Below are 26,476 nucleotides of genomic sequence, written 5' to 3'. Positions count from 1 at the left end.
ATCGCTTTGTGCCAAAAGCGTGTGCAACACGGCCAAGGCCAGAATTCTTTCCCGAGGGAACGCCCAATGAGCATCAATATCGGACCCGCTTCCAGCGACGACATGCGCCCCAAGATCATGGTGGTCGGTGTCGGCGGGGCAGGCGGCAACGCTATCGCCAACATGATCGACAGCGAAATCGAAGGTGTCGATTTCATCGTCGCCAACACCGATGCGCAGGCTCTTGCAACTTCTCCTGCTGAAAAGCGCCTCCAGCTCGGCCCCGATATTACCGGCGGCCTCGGTGCAGGTGCGCGTCCCGAAGTGGGCAAGGCCGCGGCCGAAGAAACGGTCGAGGATATCGAAGACGCGCTCGACGGCGTGAACATGTGCTTCATCGCTGCCGGCATGGGCGGCGGCACGGGCACGGGCGCTGCGCCGGTCATCGCCGAGGCGGCTCGCCGCAAGGGCGTGCTGACCGTGGGCGTGGTGACCAAGCCCTTCCTGTTCGAAGGCACGCGCCGCATGCGCAGCGCCGAAGCGGGCATCGACGAGCTGCAGAAGCACGTCGATACGCTCATCGTCATCCCGAACCAGAACCTGTTCCTGGTCGCCAAGGCCGACACCACATTCAAGGAAGCCTTCGCGCTGGCCGACGAAGTGCTGCAGCAGGGCGTTCGCTCGATTACCGACCTCATGGTCATGCCGGGCCTCATCAACCTCGACTTCGCCGACGTGCGTTCGGTGATGAGCGAGATGGGCAAGGCGATGATGGGCACGGGCACGGCAGAGGGCGACAACCGCGCTCTCGAAGCTGCCGAACGCGCTATCGCCAACCCGCTGCTCGACGGTGTCAGCATGGCGGGCGCGAAGGGCGTCATCATCTCCATCATCGGAGGCGAGGACATGAAGCTCCTCGAGGTCGACGAAGCCGCAAACCACATCCGCGAGCTGGTCGACGAAGATGCCAATATCATCTGGGGCAGCGCCTTCAATCCCGACCTCGACGGCCAGATCCGCGTGTCGGTGGTCGCGACCGGTATCGACGAGGACGGCAGCGCGCGTCCCGCGCAGCCGCGCAACTTCTCGATGGCTCCGCAGCGCGCACCGCAGCGCCCGGTGCTCGATTTGCAGGAAAGCGAGCCGGAGGAAGAGCCGTTCGAACTCAACGAAGGCCTTTCGGCAGAGCCTGAGCCCGAGCCTGCACCCGAACCTGCATATGAGCCCGAGCCGGTGGCCTATCAGGAGCCCGAGTCCGCATACGAGCCCGAGCCCGCGCAGGCCTATGATGACAGCGAGGACGAAGAAGGCCCGCTGATGAACCCGGCCGGCCTCTCGCCTGCTGGTGGCGGCAACGATTACGGCGATGAGGACGAGTACGAAGAGGATGACGATGTCGACGGCATCGTCGACCCGCTCGCCGGCATGCGCAACGAGGAAACCGAACGCTTCGATCGCTATGACGACGAAGACGGCCAGGTTCCGCCGCCCGCCGAAGACCGCGGCTTCGCCCACGGCGCCACCGAGAACGACGGCTGGACCGACGATGCTGATGGCGGCGCAGGCGCTCCGCTCGACCTGTCCGATCCTGCCGATGACGGCGCGCTCGAACTCGGCAGCGATCATTTTGCCGAGCAGCAACGCCCGCTTTCCGAAAAGCCCGCGCGCAAGCCGCTCTTCACCCGTGGTTCGGATGAAGACTTCGGCGGCGACGCCGGTGCTGGCGGAATGGGTTCCAGCGGCGCTGCAGGTGGCGGTGCTGGTGGTTCCGGCGGCGGTGCCGGAGGTGGCGCACCCGCAGGTGGCGGCTCGGCGCAGGGCAGCACGCTGTTCGAGCGCATGGCCAATCTCTCGCGCGGTTCGAGTGCCAGCCACGATGACGACGAGGACGAAGACGAGGATGAAGCCGGCAGCGGCGGCCTCAACATCCCGCGTTTCCTCGGCCGCCAGAACAACCAGTAATTCCGACTGAACCAACGCGCGTGTCCGTGCGTTGGGGGAACGTCATGCCACTTCGCAAAGCCAGACGCTGGGCAACCTCGGCCGCTCTAGTTGCGCTCTTCGCGGGCGGCCCCTTTGCGCATGCGCAGGAGGTCGTGCAGGCCCTGCCGCCGCCTGGCTCGCAGGAGTTGAGCAACGCGCTGCAGCGGCTGGCGCGTGACGGCAATGATGTCGCGGCGCTGCTCGATGCGGGCGATGCGGCGATTACGCTTGGCGATGTCGCCGCGGCCATCGGGTTTTTCGGACGCGCGCAGGCGCTGACGCCGACGAACCCGCGCATCTCGCTGGGCCTTGCGCGCGCCTACACGCTCTCTCGCCGTCCGGTGGAAGCGCTGCGTCTTTATGCCGAGGCCGAGAAAGGCGGCATTCCGCTGCAAAGCATGGCCGCCGACCGCGCGCTCGCATTCGACCTCGTGGGTGATGCCAAGAGTGCGCAGGAACTCTACCGCATGGCGCTGGCAGGAGGAGCGGGCGACGCGGTCCGCCGCCATCTGGCGCTGAGCCATGCCATTTCGGGCGACAAGGCAGGCTTCGAAGCCACGCTCTTGCCGCTGCTCCAGCAGGGCGACAACGCCGCCTTCCGCACGCGTGCCTTCGGTCTGGCCATCCTTGGTGAAACCGATGCCGCCATCAAGATTGCCCGCGACATGATGCCGGCACAAATGGCATCGCGCATCGAACCCTATCTCAAATACATGACCCAGCTCACGCCCGCGCAGCAAGCGGCCGCCGGCGTGTTGGGTGTGTTCCCGCGCACCGCTGCCATCGGGCAGGATGACGCGCAGATTGCGGCCTACTCCCCGCCCGCGCCGACCCAGGCGCAAAGCGCGGATGCCAGCCTGGCGCCGAGCGGTCCTACGCTCGGTTCGCAACTCGCGAACAACACGCGCGGCAGCCGCCGCGAACGCCGTCAGGAGCGCCGCGAGCGCCGCGAGGCTTCGCGTACCGAGCTTGCACCCGCTCAGACTTCCGCGCCCGCTCAGGCTTCCGCGCCCGCTCCGGCACGCAGCGGGGAGCTGCCGCCGGTAGGCCGCACGACCGAGTTGCCTCCGGTGCAGCGTGATGCGGCGACCCAGCCAATCGACTTGGGTGCTCAGCCGGTCCGACCGGCCCCGCCGCCGCCGCCGCCGCCGCCAACGCCACCACCTCCGCGCGAGAACCTCGAAGACGCATTCGCCGACTTCAACCTCGCGGCCAACGGTTCGACGGCTCCGCGCGCCGGTGCGGTCGACATCCGCGCCATCGAGGCTCCGCGCGAACGAAATGAGCCTCCGCCACCGGTCATTCCGGCGCGCCATTGGGTGCAGGTGGCCACGGGGCGCGATATCTCCGCGCTTGGCTTCGACTGGCGCCGCATCAGCCGCAATGCGCAAGGCGAGCTGGCAGGCAAATCGGCCTTCACCGCGCCCTGGGGCGAAGCCAATCGCCTGCTTGCCGGCCCTTATGACAGTTCGGCCGAAGCACGCGAGGTGGTGAACCGCCTCAAGGCGATCGGTGTCGATAGTTTCCCCTTCACCAGCGCACGGGGTGAGGAAGTCTTTGCGCTGTCGGGCGCAAGTCCCGCACCCGAAGCGGCCAGGCCCTCACATCCCTCGCGCAACTGGGTGCAGGTCGCCACCGGGCGCGACCGCGATGCACTGGGCTTCGACTGGCGGCGTATCGCCCGCAAGGCCGATGGTTCGCTTGACGGGAAGGGGCCCTTCGTTGTCACCTGGGGCGAGGCCAACCGCCTGCTTGCCGGACCATATGATTCGCCCGCCGAGGCTCGCGAGATGGTCAACCGCCTGAAAGCGATGGGAATAGACAGCTTCACCTTCACCAGCGAAGACGGCGAGGCCATCGAAGAACTCGATTGAGCGGGAGGCGCCCGCTATCCGTATCGGGCAGCTTGTTCACAACCTTTGCACAAGCCCTTTGCGTTCTCCCCAGCACCGGCAAGACCCGCGATTGCCAAGCGCCTTAACCATTCTGCAAATGGACACATGGCTTGGACGGGAAACCACTGATGCGCGCCGTGGAACGGCAATTCGAGGTCGAAGAGGACGCAGCGCCGCTCGACATGCTGGTCGCTCTGTTCGAGGCGCGCGGCTGGCCCTGCGAGGTCAATGCCGAGGAAATCTGCGGCGAAATCCAGGGCAGTTGGGCCAAGTACCAGCTGCGCGGGATATGGCGCGGCGAAGACCGCGTCCTGCAAATCCTTTGTCTGCCCGATGTCCGCATCGGCGGCGAAAAAATGGCCGCGGCACAGGAACTTGTGGCGCTGGCCAACGAGCAGATGTGGCTCGGCCATTTCGACATCTGGTCGAATGGCGGGGTGCTGCTCTATCGCAACGGGACGTTGCTCGGGGGCGACGGGATGCTTGGTCTCGACCAGGCACAGACGCTGGTGGAAATGGCGGTCGAGGAATGCGACCGCTTTTATCCCGCCTTCCAGTTCGTGCTTTGGGGCGACAAGGAACCGCGCGATGCGCTCAAGGCCGCGATGGTGGATGCCGCAGGGGAAGCCTGAGGCAAACCCTTGATTTTGCGTTAGGCATATCCCTTCCGGTTTCGCTTGAAATCAGGCGCTATTACACCGATATTGCTATCAGAAGCGGGGCACGGGTTCGCCCTGCACAAGGGAGTTTTGTAAATATGGCCGATTGGAACGAAACCGACCGCCGTCCGGACGTCACGTCCGTTCCGCGCGCTGGGGACGCGGCTACCCGCGGGACCACTTTTGACGCTGGCCTGCGCCAGCACATGCTGTCGATCTACAACATGATGGCCTCGGGCGTGCTGTTGACCGGCATCGTCGCGATGCTGTTCGTCAACACCCCGCTGTTCGAATCGCTGTTCACCGTGGTGCAGACGCCTTACGGCCGCTCGCTGCAGGTCAATGGCCTCGGCTGGGTGGTGAAGCTGGCTCCGCTGGCCTTCATCCTCGTGATTTCCTTTGGCGGTGTGGCGCGCTTCAGCAAGACGACGCTTCAGGCGATGTTCTGGGGCTTTGCGACCCTGATGGGCCTCTCGCTCTCGACCATTTTCGCCATCTACACCGGTGAATCGATCGCCTCGGCCTTCTTCGCTGCGGCTGCTGCCTTTGCTGGCCTGAGCCTCTACGGCTACACCACGAAGAAGAACCTGTCGGGCTGGGGCAGCTTCCTGATGATGGGCCTCATCGGCATCATCGTCGCCATGCTGCTGAACGCGTTCGTGTTCCAGTCGGGTGCGATGGGCCTCGTGATCTCGATCCTCGGCGTGCTGATCTTCGCAGGCTTCACCGCCTATGACACGCAGCGCCTGAAGGAAGAGTACCAGTACCTGCGCGGCACCGAATTTGCCGGCAAGGCAGTCGTGATGGGCGCCCTCAGCCTCTATCTCGACTTCATCAACCTCTTCCTCTTCATCCTGCAGTTCCTCGGCAACCGCGAGTAACGGCAGGCCGCATCTGCGGACCGGAAAATCGTGCCCGGGGCGAAACTCTCGCCCCGGGCATTTTCATTGCCTGCTCAAGGCGCTAGGACAGACGGGCTTCATGTCCCGTCAATGAATGGCGCGCGACAATGGAAGCCAAGATATCGAGGAGGGTCGGCCTACCCATGAGCCGCACGTCAGCACAAACCATCCGTATCGCCGCGCTTGCCGCGGCCCTGACCGTCGTGGCCGCCTGCACCACACCCCCACCGCCTCCGCCGCCTCCGCCGCCTCCTCCTCCGCCGCCGGCACCGGTCGTCATCCCGCCGCGGCCCACGCCGCCCATGGGCGCGACCACCAGCATGACCATCCCGATGGTCGCCGCGTCCGGTGTGCGCCAGACGGTGAACGCGAACCTCACACCTGCGCAGACCACATGGAACCTGCGCTCTGCGCTCAATGTCGCAGCGTTGAACTGCGTCGAGCCGCAATATGCCGGGCTGGTCGACAATTACGGCGCCTTCCTGAAGCGCAACGCACGCGAGCTGTCGGCGGCAAACCGCGCGCTGCAGAGCGAGTTCCGCCAGCGTTACGGCGGGACCTATCGCGACGTGCAGGACAGCTACATGACGCAGGTCTACAACTACTTCGCGCTGCCGCCCGCGAAGAAGGATTTCTGCAACGTCGCCTACACGGTCAGCGGCGAGTTGCTGACCATTACGCCGACCGACCTCGACACATTCGCCTCCATGGCGCTGCCACGCATCGAAAGCGTCTTCGAGGACTTCTTCCGCGCCTACGAGCAATACCGCGTCGACCTGCGCGCCTGGGATTCCCAATACGGCCCGCCTACCGTGACCACGACGGTGCAGGGTTATACCAATCCGCTGGACCCCGCCGTGACCGTTGCGCCGGGCGAGACAGTGGTCGGGTCGATGCCCGCGACTGCGCCGGTCTCGGCACCGGGCGAAGCGCAGGCTCCGGTCGATATCCCGCCCGCGACGGGGCAGACGCCAATCGTCATTGCGGGAGATAACCCGGCTGACGGTACTGCCACGCTGCCCACCGAAGGCCCCATCTTCCAGTCGGGCGAGGTCGTTCAGGGCGAAGCGGCCGCAGGTGCCGACATCGACACGGACGAGGAAGACGACCAACCGGTCCCCTGAGCTTTCGTAAGGTAAGAACATGCGGGCGGTAGGTGAAAACCTGCCGCCCGCTTTCGTTCAGGGCAGTCAGTCTTCGCGCCATAGCCAGCGCAGCATCTCTGCCATGCGGGCGTTCCAGAAGATTTCGTCATGCTCGGCGCCTTCGTAGACGCGAGCGGTGTAATCTTCGCCCTCCTGCCAACCGCGCTCGGCGAAATCCTGAGCAACCATCACCTGCCACGGAGCATAATAGCTATCGAGTTTCTCGGTGCCGTGATCCATCCACACGCGCCGCCCATCGGGCTTGCCTAGCTTTGCATCGACGTAATTGTCCCAAAGTGCTGCGACCTGGTCTGCATGGGCAGGCGCAAGGCCGGGTGACGCCAGTGCCAGATGCGCGCTGACGCAACCGGCGCGGCCGAAGATATCGGGCCGTTCGATGATGGCGTAGCAGCTCATCACCCCGCCCATGCTGGCACCGGCGATGGTCCGTCCATCGGCATCGGCGCGCGTGCGGTATTCGCTGTCGATACGTGGGACGAGGGTATCCGCCACCCAGTCGAGCTGGAGCTGCGAAGCTATCGGGCCACCCGCCATCCCGGCGATGTCCTGTGCTAGCTCCCCTCGCGCATCCTGGGCAAATTGGGGCACATAGACACGGTATCGGTCCTTGCCCGGCGGGGACCAGATGCCGACGACGATATGCGGCTCTGCCTCGCCGCGGGCCACCATGCCCTTGAGCACGTCCTGCACCATCCACGCCTTGCCGTAATGCATCTGCGCCGGGTCGAAGAGGTTTTGCCCGTCCCACATGTAAAGTACCGGATAGCGCCTGCCGGGCAGCGCGTCATACTCCGGCGGAAGCCAGATGGTGACGCGCTGCTGCGGCAAGCCCTCTGCCTCGAGACTGGCAATCTCGACCATCCGCCCGCTCTCGGCAGGCGAGGGCAGGGAGCATGCCGCAAGCCCGGTCAGCAGGGCCAGCGGGGCGATGAAGCGGATCACCCTTGCGGCACGAATTCGATGGCAAAGCCGCCTGCAGGCGCGATGCGCAGTTCGAGCGTGTCCTCACCAGTCACGGTGCGCGTCTCGACTTCCATCGCGTGGCGGTCGGCGCCCTGGCCATCGGCTGTCGCGCCGTCGCGCCAAATGGTGGCCTTGTAGCTCTTGCCCGGGTCGAGGAAGGACAATGGCACGCTCGCCATGCGCTCGGCCTCGTCGGTGACCGCGCCGACATACCAGTTCAGCGTGTTGCGATCGCGGCGGGCGATGACGGCGTATTCACCGACCTTGCCGTCGACCAGCATGCTCTCGGCCCAGTCGGCCGGCACGCGCTTCACGAAATCGAGCGCGCGCGGATATTTGACGAGGTTTTCGGGCAGGTCGGCGACCATTTGGATGGGCGAATAGATGGTGACGTAGAAGGCCAGCTGGCGTGCCAGCGTACTCGGCAGGTCGGGAGCGGTCGCACCGCGTCCTTCAAGCGAGAACACACCCGGTGTGTAGTCCATCGGCCCGGCCAGCAAGCGCGTGAAGATGAGCTCGGGGACGTGGCCCGGGTCGTTCTTAGGCACGGCCCAGGCATCGTATTCCGCCCCGCGTGCGCCTTCGCGGCTCACCCAGTTGGGATAGGTGCGGCGCAGGCCGGTGTCCTTGATGGGCTCGTGCGGATTGACTGCGATGTGATGCTCTGCCGCCTCTTCGACGACCTTCAGATGGTGGCGGACCATTTCCTGTCCGTCGTGCCAGACGAAGGTCTCGCCCCAGCCGCCTTCACCGGCAGGAGCGATGATGCCGCCCGCATCGGCGACATAACCGCTCTTCACGGCATCGATGCCGAGGCTTTCGTAGAAGGCCATCGCGTCTTCGAGTTGCTCTTCATAGACCTTGATATTGCCGCCGGTTTCGTGGTGGCCGATGATGCGGACACCCTTCTCCTCGCCGTAGCGGGCGACTTCGGCGATATCGAAATCGGGATAGGCTTCGGTGAAGCTGAAATCGCGGCCATTGCCGAACCAGTTTCCGTCCCAGCCCTTGTTCCAGCCTTCGATGAGCACACCGCGAAAGCCATGCTCGGCGGCGAAATCGATGTATTTCTTGGCGTTCTCGGTGGTTGCGCCGTGCTTCTCGCCGCTGGCCCAGCTCTCGATATCGAGATGCATGCCCCACCAGATGCCGATGTATTTGTGCGGCTCAAACCAACTCACATCGCCTAGCTTGTTCGGCTCGTTCAGATTGAGCGTGATGTCGCTCTCGAAAAGCCCCTTGGCGTTCGACGAAATCAGCACCGTGCGCCACGGCGTATTGAACGCGCCTTCGCGCACGACCTTGGGCCCACGCGGGGAGGGTGCAAGCTGGGCGCGCAAGCGCGTGCCATCGATGCGCTTAAGCCACATACCCGAATAGTCGACCAGCGCCGCTTCGTGGAACGAGAGGTGTGTGCCGTTGTCGAGCACCATGGTGACCGGCGTGTGCACGGTCGACAGCGCGCTGATGGGGGTCTTGGAATAGAGATATTCGTAGCGGTTCCAGTCGCCTGCCGGGATGGACCACGCCGTGCCGTCGCTGGCGATGTTGAACTCGGTCAGCTCGTCGGCGATGTTGTAGAAACGCTGCTGCGGATTGTCGGGAAATTCGGTGCGGAAACCGATGCCGTCATCGAAGACGCGCAGGCGCACGGTAATCTGGCGCGCGGCTGCGTCCTTCTGCTGGAAGGTGAGCGCCAGTTCGTTGTGGCTGTCGGTCACCCACTGTTGCTCGCCCCAGGGCTGTTCCCAGGTCGAATTATGCGCCTGCTCACGAAACGCCACGACTTCGAAATTGCGGCGCATCGGGTCGGCATCGGTGAAGTTGAAGCCGATGTTCGACTTGGCGATGATGGGCACGCCGTCGCGGGTGACCTTGTAATAGGGAATGCCTTCGCCATCGGCATCGAGCGTGACCTTGATGCGGCCATCGGGCGAGGTGACCGTCTCTGCCTGCGCGGCGGACATGGGCAAGAGTGAGGCGCTCAGGAAAAGTGCCAGGCGTTTCATGCGGATATCTCCGTTATAATCGCCGCGTGGGGCGGCAATTCGCTGTGGCTCGCGCCATTGATAGCCATCAGGGTCTCGCCATGGCAATCCCCAAGGGCGATGGTTTCGCTGCCGAGGTTGAAGCGGAATTGCAGCTTCTGTCCCTCGGCTTCGCGGGTCATGAGGAGGAGGTCGCCCTCGTGCCGACAGTCAGTGACCGCGCCGTGATGCATGGCCGGGTTGGCCTTGCGCAGGCCAATGGCTGCGCGGGTGAAGGCGAGCAGCGAGTTCTCGTCCGCGTCCTGCGCCTCGACCGGGCGGTTGCGGTTGTCCTCGCCGACCGGAAGCCATGGCTCGGTGCTGCCGAAACCGGCGCAACTGCTCGAGTTCCACGGCATGGGCGTGCGCGCGCCGTCGCGGCTCAGCGTCAGCGGCCAGTTGGCAATCGCCTCGGGGTCGTGGAGCTGGTCGAAGGGGATGTCGACCTGCGTCAGCCCCAGTTCCTCGCCGTAATAGAGGATGGCATTGCCGCGCAGGCTCATCAGGAGCAGCGTCTTCAGGCGCGCAAAGGCATCGCGTTCTTCCGGCTCGCACCAGCGGCTGAGCGCGCGGGGCGCGTCGTGGTTCTCGAACGCCCAGCTCGGCCAGCCAAGGCCTTCTTCGTCGGGCCAATCGCGCAACGAGGCGCAGACCAGCTGCGGGGTCAGCTTTTCGGCATAGAGAAAATTGAAGCTGTAGGCCGAGTTTAGATGCGTCTCGCCATCGGTGAACAGCCGCATTTCGCGCATCGCATCATCGCCGCCGACCTCGGCCACGGTGAAAATACCTTCATATTCGTCGGTCAGCGACCGGATGCGCTCGATGAAGGCCGGGATGTCGGCATGGCCCTGGTTGTATTTCTTGAGCTGGAAATCGAACGGACGCGTGCGCGGCTTGTCGGTCGCGGGCGCCGGCGGATTGTCGCGCAATTCAGGGTCGTGCATCGCGAAATTGAGTGCATCGATACGGTAGCCGTCGACCCCGCGCTCCAGCCAGAAGCGCATCACGTCGAGGATGGCGTCCTGCACATCGGGGTTGTGCATGTTGATTTGCGGCTGGCTGCTCAGGAAATTGTGCAGGTAATATTGGCCGCGCCGCGCATCCCACGTCCATGCCGGGCCGCCGAAGACCGACTGCCAGTTGGAGGGCGGCGAGCCGTCCGGCTTGGCGTCGGCCCAGACATACCAGTCGTGCTTAGGGTTATCTCGGCTGGACCGGCTTTCCTCGAACCATGCGTGCTCGTCGGAGGTGTGCGAATAGACCTGGTCGATGAGGACCTTGAGGCCAAGCTCGTGCGCGCGGGCGACCAGCGTATCGAAATCCTCGAGCGTGCCGAAAATGGGGTCGACATCGCGGTAATCGGAGACGTCGTAGCCGAAGTCCTTCATCGGCGACTTGAAGAAGGGCGAAATCCAGATGCAGTCGATGCCGAGGCTGGCGACATGCGGCAGGCGCTCGGTGATGCCCGGCAGATCGCCGATGCCGTCGCCATTGGAATCGCGGAAGCTGCGCGGATAGATCTGGTAGATCGTCGCGCCCTTCCACCATGGACGCAGCGTGGAGGCGGTTTCGTGCTTCATTCGGCGGTCTCCGCCACGCGGCAGACGGCCCAGCCAAATGCGGCAAGGGTAAAGGCAGCGCTGCCCGGCGCGCTGGGTGCGGAGGGGCAAGTGCCGGCCAGCGTTTCAAAGCTGCGCGCGTCGTAGCCCAGCGTCACATTGGCGGACATGGCTTCGCCTGCTGTATTGAAAACCAACAGGTATTCGCGTCCATCGGCAGGGTCGAAGCGGCTGGCGGCGAAGATGCCGGCCTCCTGCCCGTAATGGCGCACCACCTGTTTGCCGCGAGTGAGGGCAGGGTGCGCACGGCGGATGGCGGAGAAGTCCGCAATCAGGCGGTAGAGCGGATGCGCGGTGTCGAAATTGCTGGTCGCAGTGGTGGCGCTCGTGCCGATCAGCGTGTTGTCGTTGTAGCTATCCGTGCGGCTGGGGAACATGTCTTCGCGCGCGGCTTGGTCGTTGCCGTCGCCGACGAAGCCCTGCTCGTCGCCGTAGTAGATAACGGGCGAGCCGCGCAGGGTGAGCAGCATGGCATGGGCCAGCTTCGTGCGCGCCAGCATCTCGTCGGTGCCAATGTCTTCATTATCCCAGCGCAGCATGGTGGTGAAGCGGCCCATGTCGTGGTTGCCGAGGAAGGTCGGCATGCCGAGCGCGGCTTCCTCGCCGCCTTCGTAAAGCACGTCGCCGTCGAAGAGTTCGTTGAGGACATAGGTGCCCTTGCCCATGCTCACGACCTCGCGGATGCCCTGCTGGAAAGCGAAGTCGAGTACGGCGGGAAAGCCGTCGCGGCGGGTGTATTGCGCGATGTAGCCATTGTCGTGGTCGTCGCGGTAAACCTCGCCGAAGATGTGGAAGTTCGGGATGCCGCGCTCTTTCGCGGTCTCGAGCATGGCGGGCACGAATTCCTGCCAGAATTCCGGGTTCACATGGCGCGCCGTATCGACACGGAAGCCGTCGATGCCCGTGTCGCGGATCCATCCGGCGTAGATATCGATCATGCCCTCGACCACGCGCGGGTGTTCGGTGAAGAGATCGTCCAGCCCAACGAAGTCGCCTTGACGGCTGCTTTCGCCCGAAAATGTGGTGTCGCCGCGGTTGTGATAGAAAATCGGATCGTTGAGCCAGGCGGGGACCTTCACGTCTTTCTCTGCCGCGGGCACCAACGGCGTGTAGGCGTATGTCGGGTCGGTCAGCTTGGCGAAATTCTCCGCGCTGCGGTCCTCGTCTCCCATGAAGCCGGGGTTGATTGCGGGGCCATCGACACCGCCCTTGCGCGAGTAGGGAAAGTCGCCCTTGCTGCGATAGACATAGCCCGTCGCGTCGCCTTCCGCGTAGCGAATGACGTCGGCAGTGTGGTTGGTGATGATGTCCATATAGACCTTCATCCCGCGCGCATGGGCCGCATCGACGAAGGTTTTGAATTCTTCGCGCGTGCCAAAATGGCCGTCGGGACGGGTGAAGTCGGTCACCCAGTAACCGTGATAGCCTGCGCTTTCGTCGCCAGCGGGGCCCTGCACGGGCTTGTTCTGGAAAATCGGTGCGAACCAGATCGCGGTTATGCCGAGGCCTTCGAGGTAATCGAGCCGCTGCGTGAGGCCGGCAAGGTCACCACCATGGAAGAAGCCCTTGTGTGCCGGGTCGAAACCGGTGGTGAGCCGGTCACCCGTAAAATCGCCGGTGTCGTTGCTGGTGTCGCCATTCTCGAAGCGATCGGGAAGGACGAAATACACGACTTCCTCCGCCGGCGCGCGGTCGCGGAACGAGGCGCTGCTCGATGTGGCGGGCGGGGGTGTTTGCGCAGAAACACAGGCGGCGAGCGAAAGCGCCAGCGCCGAAAGGGCGACGCGCCCGGATATCTTGCCGGATGTCTTGGGTTGGATCTTGGTCATGCGAATTCCGGAAGTTTGGCGCCCAGCGAGGCGAGAAATTGGGAATGGTCGGGCAGCCTGCTGACAGCGCCACCCATGATGATTTTCAGATTGTCGAGAAACTCGTTGAACTCGGCCTCGTCGAGTGCATCGGCCATGTGATCGTAGGTCCGCGGCCAGATGTTCTGCCCGATGAGGACCTGGTTCCAGGCGACCTCGTGGAAGAGGTCGTCCTCCTCGCGAAAGACGCGACCCGACTGGCGGAACAGCTCCATGCGCCGGGTCAGCGTTTCAGGGACCGGCATGGCCGCGCGGTCTTTCCAGAAGTCGGAATCGGTGCGCTCGTTGGCATGGTAGTGAAGGATGATAAAATCGCGGATGCGCTCGAATTCGCTGACCATCTGGCGATTGAATTCGCGCTCGAGGCTCGGATCGAAATCGGCGGACGGAAACAGCTTGGCCAGCTTGCCGACGGCCGACTGGATGAGGTGGATGCTGGTGCTCTCGAGCGGTTCGAGGAAGCCTGACGACAGCCCGATGGCGACCACGTTGCGATCCCAGAATTTCTCCCGTCGACCGGTCTGGAAGCGAAGCTGGCGCGGCTCGCCGATGGCGGGGCCTTCCAGATTATCGAGCAGGACGCGCGCCGCCTCGTCGTCCCCCATCGCAGCGCTGCAATAGACGTGGCCGTTGCCGGTGCGATGCTGGAGCGGGATGCGCCATTGCCAGCCTGCCGCATGGGCCTTGGCAACGGTAAACGGCTTGGGCTGGGCGATGTTCTCGCTCTGCACCGCGAGCGCGCGGTCGCAGGGCAGCCAGTGGCTCCAGTCGAGGAACGGGACCTCCATCGCATCGCCGATGAGCAGGCTGCGAAAGCCGCTGCAATCGACGAACAAATCGCCCTCGATGGTGCTTTCGTCTTCCAGCAGGAGGCGAGCGACGAAACCGTCCTTGGCGCGGCGCTCGACCTTCGCGACCTTGCCTTCGCGGCGCACCACTCCGCCAGCCTCGGCCAGCTTGCGCAAATAGGCAGCGTAGAGCGTTGCGTCGAAATGATAGGCGTAGTTGAGGCCCGCCAGCGGTGTGCCGTCTATGCGCGGCAGCTTGCCGAACTTGCCAGCCAGCGCCGCACGTTCGTTGAGCGAGAAATCCCACAGGCTCTCGTCGCGACCGGCTGCCTTGCCGCGCAGGAAATAGTGGATGAAGGGTGAGAGGCCGTGGTGATGGCCGAGCTCGCCAAAGGCGTGCATGTAGCGGTCGCCGATGCGGCCCCAGTCGCGAAATTCGATGCCCAGCTTGATGGTGGCATTCGTTTCACGGATGAATTCGGCTTCGTCGATCTTCAGCGCGCGGTTGAAGGTCTGGATAGGCGGAATGGTGGCTTCGCCGACGCCGACCGTGCCCAGCGCATCGGATTCCACCAGCGTGATCGAAACGGTATTCGCGAAAGTGCGGGAAAGCAGCGCAGCGCACATCCAGCCGGCGGTGCCGCCGCCGAGGATGACCACATTGCGGATTCGTTCTGTCGACACGATCTCTGCCTCCCGAAATAGAAGTGCGGGTGACCCACGACCGGACCACAGCCCGGTCGGTCCCGCCAGCGCGAAGGCTAGCGGGACCGGGTCAGGTCGTCATCAGAACTTGAAGGTCGCCCCGGCGAGGAAGTTCCGGCCATAGGTGTGCCAGTGGCGGAACTGGGTGGGGTCGTCGTTATAGTACTGGATGAAGGGTTCGTCGGTCAGGTTCGAACCCTGCAGGTAGACGGTCAGGCCTTCGATGCCGGCATTGGTGAGGTCATACGACAGCTGTGCGTCGATGATCGTTTCGCCCTTTGCCTGCGTAGTCTGGCGCGAGAGGCCGATGGCGAAGGATTCCGCCAGGAAGGCCGAACGGTGGCGCGCGCTGACACGGGCGCCGAAGCCGCCCTTGTCGTAATAGAGCGTGCCGTTGATGACTTCACGCGACAGGCCGGGCAGCTGCTCGGGGTCGGAATCGGCGGTCTTGCGGACTTCGCTGCGGGTCAGCGAGGCGCTGCCGATGAAGCCGAAACCGTCGAGCGCTTCGGTGAAGGTGTCGAACGGAACCGAAGCGGAGAACTCGATACCGTAGATCTTGCCGCCTTCGCCGTTGGCCGGCGTGCTGACGAGGCCCTGCGTGAGGATCGGCTGGACCGGACCCGGAGCGACGACGCCCGAGAAGTCCTGAACCGTCAGCTCGTCATAGGTGTAGTTCAGCAGCTTCTTGTAGAACGGTGCGATGGCCACATAGCCGCCGCTGCCGAAATACTGTTCGAGCGAGAGGTCGAACTGCCATGCGCGCCAAGGGCGCAGGTTCGGGTTGCCGCCGCTCCCGCTCCAGGGCGACTGGAGGATGTCGGTCTCGTCGGCATTGGCCGCGTTGTAATCGAAGCGGCGGCTGGCATTCATCTTGTCCATCGGAGCGCGGGCAAGGACACGCGCGGCGCCGAAGCGGACCTTGGTGTTGTCGGCAACTTCGAAGATCAGGTTGGTGCTGGGCAGGATATCCCAGTATTCGTCACCCTTGTTGATCTGCTGGGCAATCAGTTCGCCACCGGATTCGGTCGTCGCGTAGCCGAGCGAGCTCTGGTCCGTGTGGACCGCCTGCACGCCGAAGTTACCGGTCAGGTAGATGCCGCCAAGATCCATATCGAGATCGGCCATGGCAAATGCGTTGAAGACCGCTTCGTCGACGGACCAGTCATCGCTCAGGCGATTGCGCTCGTTTTCGACCGTGGTGAAGTAGACACCCGAGTCCACGATACCGCGGGCATCGTAGCTGATCGATCCGCCGAGCCCGAGGAAGTCGAGGTCGGTGGCCGGGAGCAAGAACTCAGCCGGGATGGGCAGCGTGTCGGGATAGATGCGCAGCGTGAGGAACTGGCCGAAGCGGGTGTGTTCCTTCTCGCGGAACGAGTATTTCGCACCGACCGAAACGCCGCTGATTGCGCTTTCCAGTTCCTTGCGAGCAGCAGCCTTGAACGCGGTCAGGCTGTCATCGGAGGTCTCTTCATTGACGAAGCCGTCCTGGCTGTCGCACTGCCAGCCGAACTCGGGGAAGCAATAACCACCGCCCCAGCCGAGGTTGTCGCCCAGTTCCCACACCGCCGGGTCGGCATAGTCGAGGCCCGAGGTGATGGTGAGGCCGTTCGAACCACCCAGCGTGTAGGTGATGTCGTCCGAGGGGCCGGTCTGGCCGCGACCCGAGGTCGAATAGGTCTCGTAGGCCTGGTAGGTGCGGTTCGCGAAAGAGTGGCTCGCGTCGAGTTCGAGCGTCCAGCCATTGTCGAATTCAAAGGTGCCGTTGGCGCCGATTGCGAAATTGTCCGAATCGCGGTCCGAGAAGTCGTTGCGCGACATCGTGCGGATGCCGTTCCAGCGTCCCTGCGTGACAACGCCGCCTTCCACTTCAAGGATGTCGCGGCTGGCAGCCGTGTAGCCGGCGATTTCCTGCCCGCGCAGCGTCTGGTCGTCGGCGAACTTCGAATAGAAGGCGTCGAATGCGATGGTCCAGCCGGGCTTGGGTTCGAGCTGCAGCGTGCCCATCAGGCCGTCACGGGTGAGTTCGTTCGACTTCACGTAGGGCTTGATGCCGTCGATGAAGAATGCCGGGTCTTCCTCGGTGCCAAGATTGCTGTAGCCCCAGGTGTGGATGTACTGTTCCTGGATCGGCTGCACCATGCGGGCATAGCCGAGCGACCAGCCGACCGTGCCGGCTGCGTTCTGGTCGATATAGGCGACATTGACGCGATAGCCCTTGTCGTCCGTTTCCGGATTGAGCTTGCCGTTGTCGTTAATTTCTCCGCGTACGCCGACGATGAAACGGTCACCGGTATAGTTGAGCGGACGGACCGTCTGGAGGTCGACCGTGCCGCCGATGGCCTGCGAGGTCAGCTCGGCATCCGGCGTCTTGTAGATGGTTGCACCGCTCAGCAGTTCGGCAGGGAACTGGTCGAATTCGACAGCGCGATTGTTGTCCGAGGACACCATTTCGCGGCCATTGAGGGTGGTGGTGGTGAAGTCGGGCGAAAGGCCACGGACCGACAGCTTGCTGGCGCGGCCGTCGAAACGCTGGGTGGCAAGACCCGGCAGGCGCGACAGGGTTTCGGCAATCGAGGAATCGGGCAGCTTGCCGATGTCTTCTGCCGTCACGACCTCGACGATCGAGGTGCTGGCGCGCTTCTTGGCAACCGAGCTGTCGATCGAGGCGCGAATGCCGGTGACGACGATGACTTCGTCTTCCTGTCCGACCGAAGTCGGATTGTTTTCTTCGCCTTCGCCATTGTCCTGCGCATAGGCAGGTGCGGCGAGGGTGCCGAGCGCGATGGCAAATGCCGACGTGCTGGCCGTGGCGACAAGCTTGCTACGAATAGCCATATCCAGTTCTTCTCCCGATTGGTCCGTCCCCCTGTTGGCGCGGAATCGAACCATGCAAATCCCAGCAGGCGTGCAACCTGCTTGTCACACGTGATACGTGCGCTTCCGGCCTGCGCGGAAGACGGCATACGTATACGCAGCCTATGCGCCGGGCGGCACAGGTGCACAAAAACAACAGTGAACGTTCACAATCTGAAATAGTCGGAAAACCTGCAAACCTATGCAGGAAATTCCCGCAAAAACGGGGTCGCGATTTGCCTTTTCGCGGGCGCGCTGCCTAAGGTCGTCGCAAGGGGCGGGGACATGTCCCTTGCGGGGAGAGATATGGGACGCAAGCCGACAGGACGGCCAACCAGTTTCGACATTGCCTACGCGGCCGGGGTGTCCCAGCCCACCGTCAGCCGTGCGCTGCGCGGCGACCGCTCGGTGAGCGAGAAGACCCGTGCGAAGATCCAGCAAATTGCGCGCGACCTGAATTATACGGTCGACAAGAATGCGTCCTCGTTGCGCTCGCAGCGCTCGAACACGATCGCGCTGCTGTTCTTCGAGGACCCCACGCCTGACCAGAGCAGGATAAACCCCTTCTTCCTCGCCATGCTCGGCTCCATTACGCGGGCGACTGCGGACGAGGGGCTGGACCTCCTGATTTCCTTCCAGCGGATGGAGGATGACTGGCACGTCCAATACCAGGACAGCCACCGCGCCGACGGTCTCATCCTCTTGGGATATGGCGATTACACCAAGTACCGCGAGCGGATGGACCAGCTTGCGCGGCAGGGCACGCATTTCGCGCGCTGGGGTTCTGTGTCGAGCGACAGCAGTGGCGTAACGGTGGGTACGGACAATGTCGGGGCCGGGCGGCTGGCTGGCGAGCATCTGCTCGAGCAGGGGCGTCGGAAGATTGCCTTCCTCGGCCATGCGGACGATCATTATCCCGAGTTTGCGGGGCGCTATTCGGGGCTGTGCTCGGCGATGGTCGCCGCGGGGCTCGAACCTGACCGCCGCCTTCAATTCGATGCACTCACGACCGAGGAAGAAGGCTGGGCGGCGGCGAAAGCCCTCATCGAAAGCGAGCAGGAATTCGACGCGATCTTTGCTGCCAGTGACCTTATTGCGATTGGCGCGATGCGCGCGCTTGCGGAGGCGGGACGCAATGTGCCCGGCGACGTGGCAGTGGTTGGCTTCGACGACATCCCGGCCGCCAGCATGACCACTCCGCCGCTCACCACGGTGATGCAGGATATTACGGGGGCGGGAAAGATCCTCGTCGAAACGCTGCTCGCACAGGTCGAAGGTCGTGACCTCCCGCCGCGTAAATTGCCCGGCAAGCTCATCGTGCGCGGCAGCAGCGTCAGCTGACAGCGTATTCGTATACGTAGTGGCGCGGGGCCGAGCTTCATGCCAGCTTCGACGAATTGACAGGACCGGGCAGCAGACCCGGCCGGGATGAGGATTGCATGACTATGGACGCGACTGCTCGCGAGAAACCCCGGCAGGGATTTGCCGGGCTGTGGAATATCAGCTTCGGCTTCTTCGGTATCCAGATTGGCTTCGCGCTGCAGAACGCGAACATGAGCCGCGTCTTCCAGACCCTGGGTTCCAGCATCGACGATCTGCCCGCGCTCTGGGTGGCCGCACCGCTGACCGGCCTCATCGTGCAGCCGATTATCGGGCACTTGTCTGACAAGACCTGGAACCGGCTGGGCCGACGTCGTCCCTATTTCCTTGTGGGCGCGATTTTTGCCGCGCTATCGCTCTTCCTGATGCCGCTGAGCCCGGCATTCGGTGCGCCGCTGCTGTTTGCCGCGGCGATGCTGTGGGTGCTCGACGCCTCGCTCAACGTGTCGATGGAGCCTTTCCGGGCCTTCGTGGGCGATATGCTCAACACGGACCAGCACAGCGCCGGCTATGCGGTGCAAACGGCCTTCATCGGGGCAGGCGCGGTTGTCGGGTCGATCTTCCCCTATTTCCTCGAGCAGATGGGCGTCAGCAATGTCGCTGCCGATGGCGGCATCCCGGACACGGTCAAGTGGAGCTTCTGGGGCGGGGCCATTGCTTTGTTCACTGCGGTGATGTGGACCATCCTCACGACGAAGGAATACTCGCCTGAAGAGATGGCAGCATTCGGTGGTGAGGCGGAGGCGGATACGGCGCAACCCGTCCGCGCGCTGGCGGCCAAGTCCTATTTGTCGAGTGCCGTGTGGATGGCGGCTGGCCTCGTGGTCGTGCTGCTGGTGCAGTCGCTCGATTTGCAGAAGGAAATGCTGCTCCTCGGCGCGCTGCTGGCGGTATATGGCCTGCTGAGCGCGCTGGCCATTTCGATGGCGAAACAGGGTAAGACGACCAACATGCTCTCCAGCATCGTCGGTGATTTTTCCGGCATGCCCGAGGTGATGAAGCGCCTCGCACTGGTGCAGTTCTTCAGCTGGTCGGCGCTGTTCATCATGTGGATCAACACCACGCCCGTGGTCACCCAATATGTCTTTGGCAGCACCGACACTACCAGCGCCGCCTATAACGAAGGCGCGAACTGGGTGAACGTGCTCTTCACCGTCTACAACGGCGTGGCGGCGGTCGCCGCGCTCGCGCTGTTGCCAGCGCTGAGCCGGAAATTCGGGCAGGTGATGACCCACAGTATTTGCCTCATGCTGGGCGCGGCTGGCTTCCTGATGTTCTTCTTCGTCCGCGATGCCACTGCGCTGCTGCTGGCAGAGGTCGGCATCGGCATCGCATGGGCGAGCATCCTTGCCATGCCCTATGCCATCCTCGCCTCGAACCTGCCGCAGGCCAAGCTCGGCATCTATATGGGGCTTTTCAACATCTTCATCGTCGTGCCGCAGCTGCTGGTGGCGACCGTGATGGGGCAGATCATGTTGTGGCTGTTCCCGGGCGAACCCATCTGGACGATGCTCTTCGCCGCCGGTTCGTGGATTGTCGCGGCCATTGCCATGCAGCGGGTCAGCGCGGCCATCCCGCAGGAGAGTGCTCATGCGTAAGCTGATTGCCGCCACTTCGGCCCTCGGCCTCCTCGTAGCCTGCGCCCCGGTAGATCGGCCCGAAGTCAATTCGGCTACATCCGTGTGGGAACCTCGGGACGTTGTCACAATCGAGCATCCCGAGTGGTCGCGCGATGCGGTGCTCTACCAGATAAACACCCGCCACTTTACCGAGGAAGGGACCTTCCGCGCCGCGCAAGAGCAGCTCCCGCGGTTGAAGGAGCTGGGCGTCGACATCCTCTGGCTAATGCCCATCCATCCCATCGGCGAGGAGAACCGCAAGGGTACGCTCGGCAGTCCCTATTCGGTGCGCGACTATTACGACGTGAACCCAGAATTCGGAACGCGCGAGGACTTCCGCGCCTTCGTCGATGCCGCTCATGCGCAAGGCTTCAAGGTCATCCTCGACCTCGTCGCCAACCACACCGCTTGGGACAACCGCCTGCGCAGCGAACATCCCGACTGGTACGAGAAAAGCTGGGACGGCAGCTTCCGCCCCACGCCCTGGTGGGACTGGTCCGACATCATCGACCTCGACTGGTCCAAGCCGGGCGTGCGCGAGCATGTCGGCGGGGCGATGGAATATTGGGTGCGCGAGTTCGGCGTCGACGGCTATCGCGCCGATGTGGCGGGCTATGTCCCGCTCGATTTCTGGGAAACCGCCCGCGCGCGGCTCGACGCCGTCCGCCCGGTCTTCATGCTCGGTGAAGTCCAGCAGACCGCGTGGCACCACAAGGCCTTCGACGCGACCTATGCGTGGGACTGGCACAACACCACCAAGAACGTCGCGCAGGGCAAGGGCAACGCCACCAGCTTCTATGGCTATTATGCCGAGAACGAGAGCCTCTGGCCGCGGCAGGCCATGCGCATGACCTATATCGAGAACCACGACAGCAATGCGTGGGAAGGCACGATGGAGGAGAATTACGGCGCCGCGCTCGAAGCGATGACCGCGCTATCCTTCACCGGCGAGGGCCTGCCGCTGATCCACAACGGGATGGAGGCCTGTAACGCCAAACGGCTCGAATTCTTCGAGCGCGACCCCATCGACTGGAACCAGGACCCGGATTGCCAGTACGGCGATTTGCTCGCCCGCCTCATCACTTTCCGCAAGGCCAATCCAGCGCTGGAGAACGGCCAGTGGGGCGCGGTGATGCACAAGGTCGAAAACTCCGCGCCAGAGCAATTGCTCGCATGGGTGCGGCAGGAAGACGGCAACAAGGTGCTTGGGCTCTTCAACATGAGCGACAGGCCGCTCGCCGCGACCTTCTTCGACGGATTGCCGCAGGGCCGCTACACCGATTTCGCAACCGGCAATGCGGTGAGCATCGAGGCCGGTCACACGGTCGAATTGCCTGCATGGGGCTATCGCCTGCTGAGTTCCGGCGGCCGGTAACCATATCAATACGATTGCGCGCTAGCTGGCCCGCTCTGTCGGAGAGCCAGCCCATTGTGCTGCGTGCCAAATTAACCTATCGGGCGCGCGACCTTTCGCTGCTTGCCGGCGAATTCCGCGCGCGCCAAATGGTCGCCTCCTCCGGCACGCCAGATAAACCCGAATAAGAGACACACATGTCCCTCACACATTTGCAGCGGCTCGAAGCCGAAAGCATCCACATCATGCGCGAAGTGGTGTCCGAGGCCGAAAAGCCCGTGATGCTCTATTCCATCGGCAAGGACAGCGCCGTCATGCTGCACCTGGCGAAGAAGGCTTTCTACCCTTCGCCGCCGCCGTTCCCGCTGCTCCATGTCGACACGACCTGGAAGTTCAAGGACATGTACGCGCTGCGCGAAAAGAGCGCGGCGGATGCGGGCATGGAACTGCTCGTGCATCACAATCCCGAAGCCGAAGAAATGGGTATCAACCCCTTCGACCACGGTCCGCTCCACACCGACATGTGGAAGACGCAGGGGCTGAAGCAGGCGCTCGACAAATACGGTTTCGACGCGGCCTTCGGCGGCGCGCGCCGCGATGAAGAAAAGAGCCGCGCGAAAGAGCGCATCTTCTCCTTCCGCACCGCCAGCCACGGCTGGGACCCGAAGAGCCAGCGCCCCGAGCTGTGGAACCTCTACAACGCCAAGAAGAAGAAGGGCGAGAGCATCCGCGTCTTCCCGCTGTCGAACTGGACCGAGCTCGACATCTGGCAGTACATCCATCTCGAAAACATCGAGATTGTGCCGCTCTATTATTCCGCCAAACGCCCGACCTTCGAATATGAAGGCGGTCTGTTCATGGCCGACGATATCGAGCGGCTTGAAAAGGTGATGGGCAAGCGCCCCGAAATCACCGAACGCTCGATCCGCTTCCGTACGCTGGGCTGTTTCCCGCTGACCGGCGCTGTCGAGAGCGAGGCGGCGACGCTGCCCGAAATCATCCAGGAAATGCTGCTGACAACTACCTCCGAACGCCAGGGCCGTGTCATCGACAAGGATTCGGGTGACGCCTCGATGGAGAAGAAGAAGCAGGAGGGTTACTTCTGATGACCGATCCCATCTACAAGACCGACGCCCTCATCGCCGAGGATATCGACGCTTACCTCGAGAAGCACCAGCACAAGACCATGCTGCGCTTCATCACTTGCGGCAGCGTGGATGACGGCAAGTCGACCCTGATCGGCCGCCTGCTCTACGATTCCAAGATGATCTTCGAGGACCAGCTCGAAGCGCTGAGCAACGACAGCAAGAAGGTCGGGACGCAGGGCCAGGAAATCGATTTCGCACTGCTGGTCGACGGTCTTGCCGCCGAGCGCGAGCAGGGCATCACCATCGACGTCGCCTATCGCTTCTTCGCGACCGAGAGCCGCAAGTTCATCGTCGCCGACTGCCCGGGTCACGAGCAGTACACGCGCAACATGGTCACCGGCGCCTCGACCGCCGACCTCGCCTGCATCCTCATCGATGCGCGTAAGGGCGTGCTGGTGCAGACCAAGCGCCACAGCTTCCTGTGCCACCAGCTCGGCATCAAGAACCTCGTGCTGGCCGTCAACAAGATGGACCTGATCGATTACGACCAGGAAAAGTACGACGCGATTATCGCCGACTACAAGGCGTTTGCGGAAAGCATCGGTATCGAAAGCTTCACCGCCATCCCGATTTCGGGCCTTGCGGGCGACAACATCACTTTGCGCTCGGAAAACACCGGCTGGTACAATGGCCCGACGCTGATGGAGCATCTCGAAGCAGTCGAAGTCCGCTCGGATGCAAACCTTGCCAAGCCCTTCCGCATGCCGGTGCAGTGGGTGAACCGCCCGAACCTCGATTTCCGTGGCTTCTCGGGTCTCATCTCGACCGGCAGCGTCAAGCCGGGCGACAAGGTCCGCTCGCTGCCTTCGGGCAAGACCAGCACGGTCAAGTCGGTCGTCACCATGGACGGCGACCTCGAACAAAGCATTGCCGGCCAGTCGGTCACCATCACGCTCGACGATGAAATCGACTGCTCGCGCGGTGACGTCCTGGCCGCAGCCGACAGCCCGCCCGAAGTTGCCGACCAGTTCGAAAGCACGATCGTGTGGATGGACGAGGATCCGCTCGTCGTCGGACGCGCCTACTGGATGAAGCTCGGCACGCAGATGGTCAGCGTGACCGTCGCCGAGCCGAAATACGAGATCAACGTCAATACGATGGAGCATCTCGCGGCCAAGACGCTCGAGCTGAATTCCATCGGTGTCAGCGAAATCACCACCGACAAGCAAATCGTCTTCGATCCCTACGAGGAAAACCGCGCGCTCGGCGGGTTCATCCTGATCGACAAGATTTCCAATCGCACCGTGGGTGCGGGCATGCTGCACTTCAGCCTGCGCCGCGCGCAGAACGTGCATTGGCAGGCTGTCGACATCACGCGTGACGACCACGCCGCGATGAAGAACCAGCGCCCTCGCGTGCTGTGGTTCACCGGTCTTTCCGGCTCGGGCAAGTCGACCATCGCCAACGAGGTGGAAAAGAAGCTGGCGATCATGAACCGCCACACCTTCCTGCTCGATGGCGACAATGTCCGCCACGGCCTCAACAAGGACCTGGGCTTCACCGAAAGCGACCGCATCGAGAACATTCGCCGCATCGGCGAAGTCGCCAAGCTGATGACCGACGCAGGTCTTATCGTGCTGACAGCCTTCATCAGCCCTTTCCGCGCAGATCGCCAGCTGGTCCGCGACATGATGGGCGAGGGCGAGTTCATCGAAATCCACGTCGATACCCCGCTCGAAGTGGCGGAACAGCGTGACGTGAAGGGCCTCTACAAGAAGGCGCGTGCAGGTGAACTGAAGAACTTCACCGGCATCGACAGCCCCTATGAAGAGCCCGAAGAGCCGGAAATCCGCGTCAACACGGTGGCGATGAGCCCCGAGGAAGCTGCGGATTACATCATCAAGCAGATCCTTCCGCTCAAGTGATTGTGTCGCCTGGCGGCGCTGGGTAACAGCGTCGCCAGCCAACCTGTGGGATTTTAAGGCATATGTTCTTGTTCAAGGGCCGCGAGGCCCATTCCCGCTCTTTCGCCAAGGCGGTGAGCTGGCGTATTCTCGGCAGTATCGACACCTTCCTCCTCAGCTGGTTTTTTACCGGCAGTCCGAAGGCCGCTGGCGCCATTGCGGTGTCGGAAGTCCTCACCAAGATGGTGCTCTACTACTTCCACGAACGTGCTTGGTCGAATGTGTCCTGGGGCTTCCAGAAAGACGAACAGGCGGCCGAGAAAGCCGCCTGACGACAACCGCAGTCAGTCCACGAAATCGTCGACCCGCTCGATGATGATTGCGGGTGCCATGCCGCCCGCCGCGCACATGGTGACCAGGCCGTAGCGCTTGTCCTGCCGCTCCAGCTCGTCGACCATCGTGCCGATGAGGATGGAGCCGGTGGCGCCAATCGGGTGGCCGAGCGCAATCGAGCCGCCGTTGACGTTGACCTTGTCCCAGTCGAGCTCGAGGTCGCGCACGAACTTGGCGGCGACTACGGCGAAGGCCTCGTTGACTTCATAGAGGTCGATGTCGTCCTTGGTCAGGCCGGCCTTTTCCAGGACCTTCTTCGCCGCCGGGACGGGCGCGTTGAGCATCAGCGTCGGGTCGTCGCCCATATTCGCGGTCGCCACGACGCGGGCGCGCGGCTTGAGGCCGTGGCTCTTCGCATAGTCCTTACTCGTCACCAGCACGGCGGCCGCGCCGTCGACCACGCCCGAACTGTTGCCCGCATGGTGGAAGTGCTGGATTTCGAGGTCGGGATATTTCGCATTCACCAGCCCCGCGAAGGTTGTGCCGTTCTTGTCGAGCGGGACATTGGCAATCTTGGCGAAGGTGGGTTCGAGTTCGGCCAGCCCTTCGCGCGTCGTCTGCGGGCGAGGGTACTCCTCCTTGTCGAGCACGACATTGCCCTCGTCATCGGTAACCGGGACCACCGACTTGTCGAAACGTCCTTCCGCAATCGCCTGCGCCGCGCGCTGCTGGCTGCGGTAGCCGACTTCGTCGAGTTCCTCGCGGCTGAAACCTTCCATCGTCGCAATCGCATCGCCGCACACACCCTGGTGGCTTTGCGGATGGCTGCGCATGAGGCGCTCGTTATAGCTACCCATCATCGGCGGGCGCATTCCTGCGGCCATCTTGTCCTTCGCCATCTGCGCGGTGAGGCTCATCATCTCCGTGCCGCCCGCAACGACGCAATCCTCCATCCCGCTCATCACCTGCGCGGCGGCCAGCGCCACCGAGGTAATCCCGCCGCCGCAGAAACGGTCGAGCGTCGTTCCTGACGAAGTGATGTCGTAGCCCGCATCGAGTGCGGCCATGCGCCCCATGTCGCCTGCCTGCATCCCGTCCTGCGTGCTGACCGACCAGATGACGTCGTCGACTGTCGCAGTGTCGAGATTGTTGCGGTCCTTGATGGCCTTGAGGCAGGTCGCCGCCAGATGCTGCGGATGCATCGCGGCCAGCGCGCCCTTGCCCTGCTTGCCAATCCCGCGCGGGGTGCGGACGGCATCGATGATGTAAGCTTCGGACATGGGCGCGTTCCTCTCTCGGTTGAACGAATGTTGCAGCAAAAGCTGGTTGACGTTTGCGTAAACCTCCCGCACCACTCGTGCAAGAACAGTTTCAAATCGCAATGG

The 26,476-nt window shown here is 63.3% G+C and carries 18 protein-coding genes; 11 read left to right on the top strand and 7 right to left on the bottom strand.

Going from position 1 to position 26,476, the window contains the following annotated elements:
* The first annotated feature begins 66 nt into the window (after positions 1–66).
* From ftsZ to K3152_RS06750, 5 genes are all read left to right on the top strand, one after another.
* Complete coding sequence (gene ftsZ / locus K3152_RS06770) at positions 67–1,941, top strand: cell division protein FtsZ (RefSeq protein ID WP_221573357.1); 1,875 nt, start codon at positions 67–69, stop codon at positions 1,939–1,941.
* A gap of 44 nt (positions 1,942–1,985) precedes the next feature.
* The gene (locus K3152_RS06765; protein WP_221573356.1) at positions 1,986–3,836 is read left to right on the top strand and encodes an SPOR domain-containing protein; all 1,851 of its coding nucleotides are present in this window, start codon (positions 1,986–1,988) and stop codon (positions 3,834–3,836) included.
* A gap of 149 nt (positions 3,837–3,985) precedes the next feature.
* Positions 3,986–4,489, top strand: coding sequence for a type III secretion system chaperone family protein (locus K3152_RS06760; protein WP_221573709.1), 504 nt, complete (start codon positions 3,986–3,988; stop codon positions 4,487–4,489).
* 125 nt (positions 4,490–4,614) lie between these two features.
* Positions 4,615–5,397, top strand: coding sequence for a Bax inhibitor-1/YccA family protein (locus tag K3152_RS06755; protein ID WP_221573355.1), 783 nt, complete (start codon positions 4,615–4,617; stop codon positions 5,395–5,397).
* 164 nt (positions 5,398–5,561) lie between these two features.
* A complete protein-coding gene (locus K3152_RS06750; protein ID WP_221573354.1) occupies positions 5,562–6,542 on the top strand; it encodes a hypothetical protein in 981 nt (326 codons plus the stop codon).
* 66 nt (positions 6,543–6,608) lie between these two features.
* Here K3152_RS06750 and K3152_RS06745 read toward each other — a convergent pair whose 3' ends face one another.
* From K3152_RS06745 to K3152_RS06720, 6 genes are all read right to left on the bottom strand, one after another.
* Positions 6,609–7,526: an alpha/beta hydrolase gene (locus K3152_RS06745; RefSeq protein ID WP_221573353.1), complete on the bottom strand. Its 918-nt coding sequence runs from the start codon at positions 7,524–7,526 to the stop codon at positions 6,609–6,611.
* Positions 7,523–9,556 carry a glycoside hydrolase family 97 protein gene (locus K3152_RS06740; protein ID WP_221573352.1) on the bottom strand — a complete coding sequence of 678 codons (2,034 nt, stop codon included), beginning with the start codon at positions 9,554–9,556 and terminating at the stop codon, positions 7,523–7,525. Before K3152_RS06740 ends, K3152_RS06745 begins: the two co-directional genes overlap by 4 nt.
* On the bottom strand, positions 9,553–11,154 hold the full coding sequence (locus K3152_RS06735; RefSeq protein WP_221573351.1) for an alpha-amylase family glycosyl hydrolase: 1,602 nt from the start codon (positions 11,152–11,154) through the stop codon (positions 9,553–9,555). The genes K3152_RS06740 and K3152_RS06735 overlap by 4 nt, the downstream gene beginning before the upstream one ends.
* Positions 11,151–13,022, bottom strand: coding sequence for an alpha-amylase family glycosyl hydrolase (locus K3152_RS06730; protein WP_221573350.1), 1,872 nt, complete (start codon positions 13,020–13,022; stop codon positions 11,151–11,153). The genes K3152_RS06735 and K3152_RS06730 overlap by 4 nt, the downstream gene beginning before the upstream one ends.
* Positions 13,019–14,533 carry a tryptophan halogenase family protein gene (locus K3152_RS06725; RefSeq protein WP_221573349.1) on the bottom strand — a complete coding sequence of 505 codons (1,515 nt, stop codon included), beginning with the start codon at positions 14,531–14,533 and terminating at the stop codon, positions 13,019–13,021. Before K3152_RS06725 ends, K3152_RS06730 begins: the two co-directional genes overlap by 4 nt.
* 102 nt (positions 14,534–14,635) lie before the next feature.
* On the bottom strand, positions 14,636–17,395 hold the full coding sequence (locus K3152_RS06720) for a TonB-dependent receptor (protein WP_221573348.1): 2,760 nt from the start codon (positions 17,393–17,395) through the stop codon (positions 14,636–14,638).
* 324 nt (positions 17,396–17,719) lie between these two features.
* Here K3152_RS06720 and K3152_RS06715 point away from each other — a divergent pair, with 324 nt between their 5' ends.
* The 6 genes from K3152_RS06715 to K3152_RS06690 all read left to right on the top strand — a co-directional run bounded on the left by K3152_RS06715 (position 17,720) and on the right by K3152_RS06690 (position 25,090).
* Positions 17,720–18,754, top strand: a complete 1,035-nt coding sequence (locus K3152_RS06715; RefSeq protein ID WP_221573347.1) for a LacI family DNA-binding transcriptional regulator — start codon at positions 17,720–17,722, stop codon at positions 18,752–18,754.
* A 104-nt stretch (positions 18,755–18,858) separates the two neighbouring features.
* Positions 18,859–20,391, top strand: a complete 1,533-nt coding sequence (locus K3152_RS06710; protein ID WP_425594669.1) for an MFS transporter — start codon at positions 18,859–18,861, stop codon at positions 20,389–20,391.
* Positions 20,384–21,787, top strand: coding sequence for an alpha-amylase family glycosyl hydrolase (locus K3152_RS06705; RefSeq protein WP_221573345.1), 1,404 nt, complete (start codon positions 20,384–20,386; stop codon positions 21,785–21,787). The genes K3152_RS06710 and K3152_RS06705 overlap by 8 nt, the downstream gene beginning before the upstream one ends.
* 176 nt (positions 21,788–21,963) lie before the next feature.
* Complete coding sequence (gene cysD / locus K3152_RS06700; RefSeq protein WP_221573344.1) at positions 21,964–22,872, top strand: sulfate adenylyltransferase subunit CysD; 909 nt, start codon at positions 21,964–21,966, stop codon at positions 22,870–22,872.
* Positions 22,872–24,779 carry a sulfate adenylyltransferase subunit CysN gene (gene cysN, locus K3152_RS06695; RefSeq protein WP_221573343.1) on the top strand — a complete coding sequence of 636 codons (1,908 nt, stop codon included), beginning with the start codon at positions 22,872–22,874 and terminating at the stop codon, positions 24,777–24,779. The genes cysD and cysN overlap by 1 nt, the downstream gene beginning before the upstream one ends.
* 62 nt (positions 24,780–24,841) lie before the next feature.
* Positions 24,842–25,090 carry a DUF2061 domain-containing protein gene (locus K3152_RS06690; protein ID WP_221573342.1) on the top strand — a complete coding sequence of 83 codons (249 nt, stop codon included), beginning with the start codon at positions 24,842–24,844 and terminating at the stop codon, positions 25,088–25,090.
* A gap of 12 nt (positions 25,091–25,102) precedes the next feature.
* On the opposite strand, the gene K3152_RS06685 is transcribed toward K3152_RS06690, so the two are convergent.
* Positions 25,103–26,371 carry an acetyl-CoA C-acetyltransferase gene (locus K3152_RS06685; protein WP_221573341.1) on the bottom strand — a complete coding sequence of 423 codons (1,269 nt, stop codon included), beginning with the start codon at positions 26,369–26,371 and terminating at the stop codon, positions 25,103–25,105.
* Positions 26,372–26,476 lie beyond the last annotated feature (105 nt).

The sequence above is a fragment of the Qipengyuania polymorpha genome (genome assembly GCF_019711435.1).
In the GTDB taxonomy this organism is placed as follows: domain Bacteria; phylum Pseudomonadota; class Alphaproteobacteria; order Sphingomonadales; family Sphingomonadaceae; genus Qipengyuania; species Qipengyuania polymorpha.
The sequence above is the reverse complement of the archived record's forward strand: the minus strand, read 5'-3'. Positions and strand labels throughout refer to the sequence as shown.